Annotated in this window: 8 protein-coding genes and 1 pseudogene; all 9 read right to left on the reverse strand. The window is 31.3% G+C overall.

Translation table 11 applies throughout. From position 1 onward, the window contains the following. Nucleotides 1-45: 45 nt before the first annotated feature. The gene (locus RCH19_RS09435; RefSeq protein ID WP_121926369.1) at nucleotides 46-519 is read right to left on the reverse strand and encodes a DNA starvation/stationary phase protection protein; all 474 of its coding nucleotides are present in this window, start codon (nucleotides 517-519) and stop codon (nucleotides 46-48) included. 93 nt (nucleotides 520-612) lie between these two features. Then, nucleotides 613-807 carry a hypothetical protein gene (locus RCH19_RS09440; RefSeq protein ID WP_121926368.1) on the reverse strand — a complete coding sequence of 65 codons (195 nt, stop codon included), beginning with the start codon at nucleotides 805-807 and terminating at the stop codon, nucleotides 613-615. A gap of 756 nt (nucleotides 808-1563) precedes the next feature. Beyond that, entirely contained in the window at nucleotides 1564-1998 is a 435-nt protein-coding gene (locus RCH19_RS09445) for a response regulator (protein ID WP_343023006.1), read from the reverse strand. Then, the gene (locus RCH19_RS09450; RefSeq protein WP_343023007.1) at nucleotides 1998-5063 is read right to left on the reverse strand and encodes a PAS domain S-box protein; all 3066 of its coding nucleotides are present in this window, start codon (nucleotides 5061-5063) and stop codon (nucleotides 1998-2000) included. Before RCH19_RS09450 ends, RCH19_RS09445 begins: the two co-directional genes overlap by 1 nt. Then, entirely contained in the window at nucleotides 5063-5617 is a 555-nt protein-coding gene (locus RCH19_RS09455; protein WP_343023011.1) for an AraC family transcriptional regulator, read from the reverse strand. Before RCH19_RS09455 ends, RCH19_RS09450 begins: the two co-directional genes overlap by 1 nt. 779 nt (nucleotides 5618-6396) lie before the next feature. Then, nucleotides 6397-6879 carry a hypothetical protein gene (locus RCH19_RS09460; RefSeq protein WP_121926364.1) on the reverse strand — a complete coding sequence of 161 codons (483 nt, stop codon included), beginning with the start codon at nucleotides 6877-6879 and terminating at the stop codon, nucleotides 6397-6399. 3 nt (nucleotides 6880-6882) lie between these two features. Beyond that, nucleotides 6883-7560, reverse strand: a complete 678-nt coding sequence (locus RCH19_RS09465; protein WP_343023008.1) for a peptidoglycan DD-metalloendopeptidase family protein — start codon at nucleotides 7558-7560, stop codon at nucleotides 6883-6885. A 191-nt stretch (nucleotides 7561-7751) separates the two neighbouring features. Next, a complete protein-coding gene (locus tag RCH19_RS09470; protein ID WP_343023009.1) occupies nucleotides 7752-10160 on the reverse strand; it encodes a thiamine pyrophosphate-dependent enzyme in 2409 nt (802 codons plus the stop codon). A gap of 186 nt (nucleotides 10161-10346) precedes the next feature. Further along, nucleotides 10347-10988: pseudogene (locus RCH19_RS09475) on the reverse strand (aminopeptidase); the annotation flags it as partial. Between the last annotated feature and the right edge of the window lie 133 nt (nucleotides 10989-11121).

Genomic DNA, 11121 nt, shown 5'->3' on the forward strand with positions numbered 1-11121 from the left:
AAATTTTTCAATCGTTATTTTGTAGAATGTAGCGCAATATATTCCTTATTCTAAGTAACGTCTTAGCATCCAAGCCATTGTTTCATGACCTTGCATTAGTGCGTTTAAAAAATCAGCAGTTCCTGCATCTTTATTCTTTTCTTCACTTGCATCAACATCTTTTCTTAATTGAACGATAATAGTTTCGTGATCTTCTACTAATTCTTTCAACATTTCTTTTTGAGCAGGATATTGATTAGGAGATTCTTTGATTACAGTTAATTCTGCAAATTCTTTCATCGTTCCAATAGCTTTTCCACCTAGCTTGCTAATACGCTCAGCGGTTTCATCAATCGAAACTTCTACTGTTTTATACTGTGCTTCAAATAACTTATGAAGTTCCATAAAACTTGGTCCTGAAACGTTCCAATGAAATTTTCTCAATTTGATATAAAATGCCATTTCATTTGATAGAACTGACGTTAAGATTGTGATACTATTTTTTAAATGTGGTTCTGTGATTCCAATATTAAGTTTCATATTTTCTAAATTTTATATTAATATTATTTTTTATAAAGTGAATGCGAAATTTGAATTTTTTAGCAATTTATATTTTTGCTAAGAAATCATTTGCTATGATTCATCTTTTGTTGTACGTACTAAACTAATTCCAGACAAGAAGAAAACGATTCCCAGAATACCATATATGATTAACGCCTTAATGTCTGTAGTTTCTCCTGTTGTACCAGCAAAAATTACAGCTGTGTAAATGAGACCTCCTATACCTAGAGCTGTTAATAATGCTCCAAAGATTCTTTTTAAATTCATGATTTATATTTTTTAAGATTAATAGTTGAGAACATCTCAGTTTGAAAACAACAAACTCTTGAAATGCCGTTGGTTAATTCAATTTGTTAAAACTGTATTAATTACTTCACAAATATATTTTGATTGCGGTCGATTCTTGTTATACAATTGTGAAAAATTGTTATATCATTCACACTGTTTTAATATTGATTATCAATAACATACGACTTTAAATCTACTCTAAGTATTTGATAATTAGATTTTAAAACCGATTTCTTCCTGTAAATCAATCTGGGAATGAATTAGAAAATGCTATTCCAAATATTCTTAAATCTTAGGATTTATAATTTAATTTATGCACTAATAGCTTTGAATTTGTTCTATTAGGGAAGCGGAAAAATTTTTTACAAATTGAATAAATATTGTATTGTGTAGTAAAAGAGAAGAGTGTTAATCCACAAAATATAAAATATTATTGATCAATTCTTCTGTTGTAATAATAGAAGAATCAATTAATTTTTAGATGATGAATTTCTAAGAGAATTCACTACTATTTTGAAACGATAAGATTAGATGCTTCTTTAAATGAATTATTAATTGACATTAAACGATGCGCAAGAGTATTTTGAAAACTGCGCAGAGAGAATTCGTCAGAGTAGTATTGACTAGAAAATAATTGCGACTATAACTTATACTAAATCGCAAGAAGATTTATCTACAGAAAAAACAGAGTATTTTACAGTTAATTGTCTATTTTAATTTGAATGTACCTGCTTTTTACATTCTATCCATATACCAATTTAATTCCTTTTCCATTTTTTGATATTTAAAAATGGTTGTAATAATTTTTTGCAGTCTTACAAATGCTGTCTCACTTTTTACTACGTAATCAAAGGCTTTGTGATGCATACAATTTATAGCTACTTCAATTTTATCTTGAGAAGATAGCATAATTACAGGAATGTCTACATTAAAATCTTTTATTCTGTCCAGAGTATCAAGCCCGTTCATTGCACCATGCACAATACCATCAAGTTGATAATCTAATATTATTACATCTGGATTATTTGACAAATTTGCAAGACATAATTCGCCCGTGGGATATGTTTCCACAATAAAATCAGCATTATCAAGAAATTCAATCTCCAAAGATTTCAAAAATAAAGCATCATCATCGACAAGAAATATTTTAATTTTACGGTCTTCGTTCATTATATGGTTTCGTTAATTTGATTTAATTCTTGTTGTAGTTCTTCGCAAGCTTGGTTGCAAACATCTTCTAATTGTTCTACTAACTGATCTATTTCTTCTGTTTTAACTGTGGAAGTAGCTAGATACTGAATTTTTTTTGCTATCTGTTCATAGTTGGAGTCAATTCCTACTATGGCAAAAGATGGAATAATTTTATGCGTTGCCGCGCTTAACAGTAGCCAGTTCTCATTAGCTAAACTTCGTTTAATTGTCGCTATTAATTCTGGTGTCTGGCTTAAATATAAAGATATCATCTCTGCCATTAAAGCTTTATTTAATTTTGTTCTCTGTTTTAAGTAAGTTAAATTAATGCATTTTGATTGTTCAGTGTTAGCTTCTTTATCCACTAATTTATCACTGTTTTTTTTATTTAATTTTGATTTTTTTAAAACTGCTATAATTTTATTGTATAAAAGTCTTTCATCAACTGGTTTTGCGAGATAATCAGTCATTCCTACTGCTTTACATTTTGCTAAATCGACCGTAGTCACGTCAGCGGTTAGAGCTATAATGGGAATTTTAGAATTCATTGTTTTTCTGATGTATTCTGTTGTTTCAAAGCCGTTCATTATCGGCATTTGTAAGTCCATCAAAATTACATCGTATTCATTGACTTGTAATTTTTCGATTGCAATCTTTCCATTATCTGCGACGTCGCGCTCAAAACCAAAATCATCAAGTAAAGTTTTCATTAACAATTGATTCAATGGAATATCTTCAACCACTAAAACCTTTATATTTTTGATCTCTTTATCGAGCTCTATATTTTCACTTTCTAATTCAGTTTCAGTAGTGGTTTTTTGGAAATTCAAAGTGAAGCTAAATGTAGAACCTTGACCGACTTCGCTTTTCACTCGTATAGTTCCACCTTGTGGTTCTATAAGCTGTTTTACAATTGCTAATCCAAGACCCGTTCCACCATATAAACGAGATGTATGACTTGAAGCTTGCTGAAAATTTTCAAAGATTTTCCCTAATCGGTCTTCAGGGATACCAATTCCAGTATCAGCTACAGCGAACTCGATAATTACTTTCTCTTCGTCTTCATATAACAAATGCACGCTAACTGTAATCTTACCTTTTGCGGTAAACTTAACAGCGTTACTAACTAAATTTAAAATAATTTGATGTAGTCGAACAGAGTCACCTATAAGCACTCCAGGTATCTTTCGATCGTATTCTTTAATTAGTTTTAGATTTTTCTCTTGTATTTTTGGTTCGAATAAATGAAGCATGGCCGCAACTGAAGATCTCAATTTAAATGGCGTTTTCTCAAAAGTCATTTTTCCAGAATCAACTTTTGCCAAGTCCAATATATCGTTAATGAGCACAATCAATGCGTCACCGCTCATTTTGATTGCATCTAAATATTCTTTTTGCTTAGGAGTTAATTCCGTTTTTAGAACCACTTTTGTAAAACCTATTATAGCGTTCATAGGAGTCCTGATTTCATGACTCATATTAGATAGAAATTGTTGCTTTGCCTTAACGGCATTTTCCGCTGTAATAGTTGCATTTTCCGCTTTCCTTTTTGCAACTTCGGCAATTTCCGTTGCTAGTTCAGCAAAAACTCGTGCCTCAATTAATTCGTTTGCAATTCTTCTTTGATCTGTAATATCTCTCGCGACTACCACAACTCCAGCGACATTTCCTTCTTCATTTTTATAAACAGAACCATTGAATAAAACATCAGTTAAATTTCCATTTCGATGACGTAAAGTTAAAGGCGAATCATTAACAGATCCTTTATCAAAAATTTCTTGATAAACCTCACTGGCTTTATCTTGCTCTGTAAAATATGTAAAGAACGGGGAGTGCGTTAATTCCTCGCGTGTATACCCAGTATTATTGACAAAAGCTTCATTCATGTCAGTAATTTTACCTTTAGTATTAATAGTAACTAGAGGATCCCGACTCGCTTCTATTAAGCTAAGCGTGTACTGTGAATCTAAATTTGCGGTGTGGTTTAATTCTGTAAGTTCCTTGTTTACACTTTTCCATTTTTCTTTTTCCTTACTTTGTAAAATGAGTTTCTTGTTAGTAAGCACTAATTCCGCAGCTCTTTTTTCCTTTTCTTGATTTTGGTAAACTAGTTCTGTATTTGCAATTATTAGTTCATTTGCTCTCTTTTCTTTTTCATCATTTAGAATAGCAAGTTCTTGATTTGCCATAACTAGTTCCGCTGCTCTTTTCTCTTTTTCTTGATTTTGGAAAATTAATTCTTTATTAGCAATAGCTAGTTCTGCAGCTCTTTTCTCTTTTTCAATATTTTGAAAAGCTAATTCTGCATTTGCAATCCGTAAATCTACAGCCCATTTTTGTCCACTAATATTTCGCGCAACTACTACAACACCTTGCACAATTCCCTCAATATTTTTGTATATTGAGCCATTAAATAACACATCGGTGTTTGTACCGTCTATATGTTTTATTGTAAGCGGAAAATCTTCGATTGAATTATTAGTAAAAATCTCCTTATAAACTTGCTTTGCTTGTTCTTTTTCAGTGAAATATTCAAAGAAATTTGAACCAGTAAGTTCAGCTCTAAGAATTCCAGTGACTGTAACTAGCGCTTCATTCATGTCCGTTATCTTACCGTCGCTGTCGATAGTAATTAAAGGGTCAAGACTAGCTTCAATTAAGCTATGTGAATATTGTGCTGCTAAAATTTGAGCAGAGCTATCGGTGGCGTTGGTAAAAAAGCCATGCGTAATTCCATTTGCATCCTCATATATTGATGCATTGTATGAGGATTCATTTAACTCGCCTGTCTTACGATTGATTGTCAGTGAATAATCTTTACTAAAGCCTTTTTCAAAAAGATGTTGCCATTTTTTTTGTAAATACTTTTTATCGGTAGGAGAAGAAGTATCAAGATGCTCAACTATGTCTTCTGCTGAAAAGCTAACGCTCTTAATTGACGCTTCATTAATGTCAGTAATTTTACCATGTGTATCAATTGTTACGAAAGAACCTTTAGGAATATTACCTAAATCTATTGATTCAGGTTTGCTATTGTTTTCCATTAATCAATTAGATTTCCAATTTCTTCAATTGGGTTACGACGTTTATCTTTTAATTTTTTGAAATGTGACGGTGAAAGGCCAGTAGCCTTTTTAAACTGACTCGATAAATGTGCTACACTACTGTAATTCATTTTCCAGGCAATTTCAGTGATATTGAGTTCGCCGTATATAATTAATTCCTTTATTCGCTCTGTCTTGTGAGATATTATAAATTGTTCAATTGTAGTTCCTTGTACTTCAGAAAATAAATTAGATAAATAAGTATAATCATGAAATAACTTCTGACTTAAATATTCTGAAAAATTTATTTTAATCGGCTCTTTGGCGTGATGAACCATTTCAATTATTACATTTTTTATCTTTTCTATTAACATGGATTTTTTATCGTCCATCAATTCAAGTCCCGACTGTAAAAGTGCTGCTTTCAAAATTTGTCTTTGTTCCATAGAAATATTTTCCATAATTTCTACTTCGCCTAATTCCACAACCATAAAGTGGAGTTTAAGCTTTCTCAGCTCCTCTTTGACTGCTAATTTGCAGCGGTTACTAACCATGTATTTTATGTATAGTTTCAAATGCTTTTGATTTACAGTTGCACAATTGTGACTTTTCGTATTAAATGTACGCTATAGATTTTTATAAACACTATAACAATTACGTACACAAAAAGTCGTTGAATCTTCGCAGTAGCAAATAAGGGACCAAAAATGTATGAATAGATTTTATGAAAGAGTTTTTTTATAGATTTTTGAAAGTCAGATGGTATTATTACTAACCTACTTTTAAAGTAATGATTAATTATTATTATCATATTTAGTCAATTGATAAAGCTTTTCAAATTATTTTTATATTTAAAAAGGGTATTATTATCAGATAAAATTACATCAAGGAATTGTTAATCAAGAGTTTAATTATTTTTTAGTAAAAGTTTATATATTTGAATTTCGTTAGATAGAATTGTACTAATAAATTTTGCATTTGAAACGTGGTAGTTTGTTTTTAGAATTAAAATGAAAGTGAAATCTGAAATAGAAAGTTTTTTTTGCAGTTAAACAAAATTCAATATCTATTTAAAAAAACTGCAAAAAACTATAGGCTTATTTATTATAAATTGTATTTATATTTAAAACATAAATAAAAACTTACAATTTATACACTGTTAAGTTTAGAGCATCTTCTAATTTGTTTATTAGTCATTGTGTCATACTTTACAAAATTTTGACTAAAAAAAATGCTGATATGATCTAAGGATTATATCAGCAATTTTTTAATTAATGGAAAACATAATTTTAATTTTTCAAAAATTATAATTCCTCTTAATCGAAAATGAGTTTTAGTTCATCGGAAAAACATCTGTCCAATCCATTGATTTTATCGAAGAAACTTTGTTCTCATTATTTAATGTTACTCTTAGCTCCTTATTAGCAACTTTCTTAGTATAAGCAGCCTTGTATCGAAATACAATGGTTTGATCAAAATTATTTCTGTAAGCTTCAACTAATTCAAGATCAATGAAAGCTCCATAATATTGACGAAAACGTGTGCAGGTTTTTGTCAGTCGCTCTTCTGTAGTATTTCTTATTACAGATGCAGTAGCTTCGCTCGATGTAAAAGGCTTAAAACGTGATGTATTACAAGTCATTAATACTCTTTTACCTAATTCGTAAGCTTTACTCTTTTGGCCAACTGTTATTTCAGACATTCCTAATTTAACGATTTTCATTTCTACAATCTCTGGTACAGTTGAGACAGCAGCATTTTTTGATTTACATCCAATAAGTAATAGGATACTTAAAACGAGAATTAACTTTTTCATGATTTATTTAATTTTTAATAAGAGATTTGGGTTCGGACAATTTTCTAAATAATAACTTTGATCTTTCTTGCTACAAACTCCAGGATAATCGCCTCTATTTGTACCAATATCATTTATAATTTGAAAGTGCAGGTGAGGAGCATAATCGCCATTAACGCTTGCATCTCCAAGTGATCCTATTCTCGAACCTTTTTCGAAAACAGTTCCTATTTTTATATTGTTAATGCTTTCAAGAGATAAATGACCGTATAAAGTGTAAAATTTATGTTCTTCGATATTATGTTCTAAAATTATAGTGGGACCGTAATCGCCTATTCCAGTATTATAATTGAAGCTATGGACAAATCCATCTAAAGCTGCGAAAACAGGAGTGCCAGCTTTGATCCATAAATCTAGTCCAATGTGAATATTTCTTTCATCAGCAATAGTATCATTAAAAGAAGCACTTCTTTTATATAGGTCACGTACTTCATTATAACCACCATAAGCGACTTTAGCATCGTTAGCGGTTAAAAGATTTTCTACATAGTTTTCAAAATCTACAGCACTATCAATTTGCACTGTTTTGAACGCTTCATTTTCAGGTGATAGATCGATAGGATGATAATTGTTGTAATCTATTGTAGAATCTATGACTTTAACATCTTCGCATTCTTGTAAGAGTGTCTGTAATCGTTTCATTAAGGCTGAATTTTTATAAAAGTTTAAATTTAAATAAAAAATGCCAACGTAAAAAATATACGTTGGCATTATAAAATTTATTCTGAAATTAATGTAAATATTTTTAGAGGAATCGGATTAGCAAATTTTCGTTTAACTTGTACTTCACCTCAAATATAAAAGATCAAATATTAGAAATATCATAGATTCAATTAAAACATGCTTGGATATTTTGAAGGATTAACTTCATTCATCATTGCATAAACTTTTTCAAAAATATCTTCTGTTGAAGGTTTTGAAAAATAATCACCATCAGTTCCGTATGCAGGTCTGTGTTCTTTTGCAGTCAAGGTTTGTGGTTTACTATCTAAATAATTATATCCATCTTGTTGTTCAATAATTTGCTGTAATATAAAAGCAGAAGCTCCGCCGGGAACATCTTCATCAATCACTAACAAACGATTTGTTTTAGCGATACTTTTTACTAAATCATGTTTTATATCAAATGGCAATAAAGACTGTAAATCGATTACTTCGCAATCAATACCTATTTCCATTAACTCTTTAGCAGCTTGTTGTACTAATCGTAATGTAGATCCGTACGATACAAGCGTAATGTCTGAGCCTTCTTTCATAGTTTCCACAACACCAATTGGCGTTTTGAATTCACCATAATTGGTAGGCATTTTTTCTTTTAAACGATATCCATTCAAACATTCGATTACTAAAGCTGGTTCGTCGCACTCTAATAAACTGTTGTAAAATCCAGCTGCTTGTGTCATATTTCTAGGAACCAAAACATGAATTCCTCTTACCGCGTTTATAATCATACCCATAGGAGAACCAGAATGCCAGATTCCCTCTAATCTATGACCACGCGTACGAATAATTAACGGTGCTTTCTGCTTTCCTACGGTGCGATATCTTAATGTAGCTAAATCATCACTCATGATTTGGATAGCGTACAGTAAATAATCTAAGTATTGAATTTCAGCTATTGGACGCAATCCTCGCATCGCCATTCCAATCCCTTGTCCAAGAATTGTAGCCTCACGAATTCCAACGTCAGCAACACGAAGTTCTCCGTATTTTTCTTGCATACCTTCTAATCCTTGATTTACATCTCCGATTGTCCCAGCATCTTCACCAAAAATTAAGGCCTCTGGATATTTAGTAAAAATAGCATCAAAGTTATCACGTAAAATCATTCGACCATCAGTATCTTCGGATGCGTCATCCTCGTATGTTGGAATAACTTTTTCAACTGAAAACACGTTTAACTCCGTTTCCGAGTATAAATTGCTACTAAAATTCTTTTGTGTTTTAGCGGTATAAGTGGTGATCCATTTTGAAAGCTCTTCACGTCCACTTTCATTAAGAATTAAACGTAAAACTTTACGAGCTGTCACTAAAATTTCTTTTTTAATAGGAGCTTTAATTCCGCTTAAATCAGAGACATATTTTAAAATCTCAACCTTTTTACTGCTTGATGTTGCTATGTGTTGCAATACAGCAATTAATTCTTTTTGCTCTTCAATAATTGGGTTTAGGAAAGCGTTCCAAGCCGCTTTTTTAGCTTCTAAAACATCTTTTTTAGCTTGCGCATCAATTGCATCTAATTCTTCAGGAGAAGCTATATTTATAGCAATCATCCATAATTTCATTTGGCGTACACAATCAAAATCTCTTTCCCAAGCGAGACGATTTCCATCTTTGTAACGCTCATGAGATCCTGAGCTAGAATGTCCTTGTGGTTGCGTTAATTCATTAACGTGAATTAAAACTGGAACATGTTGCTCTCTTGCAATAGTTGCTGCTTTTTCATAAGTAGCCACCAAATCTGCGTAATCCCAACCTTTCACCCTTAGAATTTCAAAACCGTTTGTATCATCTTCTTTTTGATATCCTTTAAGGATTTCAGAAATGTTTTCTTTTGTTGTTTGATGTCTTGCATGTACTGAGATTCCGTATTCATCATCCCAAACGCTCATAACCATTGGTACTTGTAATACACCAGCAGCATTTATAGTTTCAAAAAATAAACCTTCAGATGTACTTGCATTACCAATTGTTCCCCAAGCTATTTCATTTCCTTCATTAGAGAAATAACTAGAATTCGAAATTCCTTTAACTTGTCTGTAAATTTTTGAAGCTTGGGCAAGTCCAAGTAAGCGAGGCATTTGTCCTGCAGTAGGAGAAATATCAGAACTTGAATTCTTTTGTTTAGTTAAGTCTTTCCATGAACCGTCTTCATTTAAACTATGAGTTGCAAAGTGGCCACCCATTTGTCTACCAGCAGACATTGGTTCTTGTTCGATATCAGTGTGACCGTACAAACCTGCAAAAAATTGTTGCATAGTTAATTCACCAATGGCCATCATAAAAGTTTGATCACGATAATAGCCAGAGCGGAAATCACCATTTTTAAAAGCCTTGGCCATAGCCAATTGTGGTACTTCTTTTCCATCTCCAAAAATTCCAAATTTGGCTTTTCCTGTCAATACTTCTTTACGGCCTAAAAGACTGCATTCACGGCTAATGATAGCTGTTGTATAGTCATTTAAAACTTCGATTTTGAAATCAGCAAATGTTAATGTAGAATCGGATTTTTCTTTTATCATAATTGAAAAGTATAACTTTATGATGCAAATTTACTTAAAAACTACCTATTTTCATAGTTCATTTAAAAAAATAGAATTTAATTATTGTAATTTATTGTAGTAAAAAGAAGTTTATTTTTTCACTATGTGTAATTTTATCGACTTAATAATGATAATAGTTTAAGTAATAGTTGTAATTATCTTAGATTAAAACCATTTTCGATTAAAAAGATTGATTAATGTTTTAGGTGAAAAAGTAACAATAAAACGTACTTTTTCATTATAATTATTTTGAGCGACTTCCCATCCATTATTCGAATAGACAGGAAAATACAGTTCGAAGTAGTCTGTAACCAGGTTGAGTCGGATTCCGCTGTCGTACACAAATCGTGCATTCCTATCTTTATTTTTAATCAAACCAACATCTCCATATACTTCAATCCAGTTCCAAATACTATAACTAGCGTTAAAGCTGCTGATCCATCGGTTAGCGAAAGGAGTATCAATTTTAGATTTAAATCCACCTTCTGCGATAATATATTGCTGGCTAAATAGACCTGTAGATTCTGATCTTCCAAGATAACTGTAATCAAAAAGGTAGTCAGTAGGTCGGTCTAATGCAAAGCTAAAAAAGTCAGATTGCGTTTTATTGTATAAAAAAGAACCTGCATAAAAGCGTAAATTGATTTGGCGATTGTTTTCAAATAATTTTCTGTATTCAATTTCAGCTGTTAGTTTTCCAAAATTTCCAGCCAGTTGGATATTTGTAGCAAAATTAAAATGATTAGTAACTTCTGTTTTAGTATTGATATATCTCGCATCAAAAACAGAATAATTAGATGGTGAATTATAAATCACTAATTCATGCGAATCAAGGGTTAAAAAATTAAATTTATAAAAGCAGATGCTATTTTTCCAAAAATATGGACTAGTAATCCCTTACTTGACCTTACTTTACTAGCTTTTTGAATATCTGTTTTTT

The organism is Flavobacterium sp. PL12, assembly GCF_039123485.1.
GTDB classification, from domain to species: Bacteria; Bacteroidota; Bacteroidia; order Flavobacteriales; family Flavobacteriaceae; genus Flavobacterium; species Flavobacterium weaverense.

What these genes read in the sequence shown, in the direction of transcription:
- RCH19_RS09435 (WP_121926369.1), bottom strand. Translation starts at nt 519, where the DNA reads ATGAAACTTAATATTGGAATCACAGAACCACATTTAAAAAATAGTATC.
- RCH19_RS09455 (WP_343023011.1), bottom strand. Translation starts at nt 5,617, where the DNA reads ATGGTTAGTAACCGCTGCAAATTAGCAGTCAAAGAGGAGCTGAGAAAG.
- RCH19_RS09445 (WP_343023006.1), bottom strand. Translation starts at nt 1,998, where the DNA reads ATGAACGAAGACCGTAAAATTAAAATATTTCTTGTCGATGATGATGCT.
- RCH19_RS09465 (WP_343023008.1), bottom strand. Translation starts at nt 7,560, where the DNA reads ATGAAACGATTACAGACACTCTTACAAGAATGCGAAGATGTTAAAGTC.
- RCH19_RS09460 (WP_121926364.1), bottom strand. Translation starts at nt 6,879, where the DNA reads ATGAAAAAGTTAATTCTCGTTTTAAGTATCCTATTACTTATTGGATGT.
- RCH19_RS09450 (WP_343023007.1), bottom strand. Translation starts at nt 5,063, where the DNA reads ATGGAAAACAATAGCAAACCTGAATCAATAGATTTAGGTAATATTCCT.
- RCH19_RS09470 (WP_343023009.1), bottom strand. Translation starts at nt 10,160, where the DNA reads ATGATAAAAGAAAAATCCGATTCTACATTAACATTTGCTGATTTCAAA.
- RCH19_RS09440 (WP_121926368.1), bottom strand. Translation starts at nt 807, where the DNA reads ATGAATTTAAAAAGAATCTTTGGAGCATTATTAACAGCTCTAGGTATA.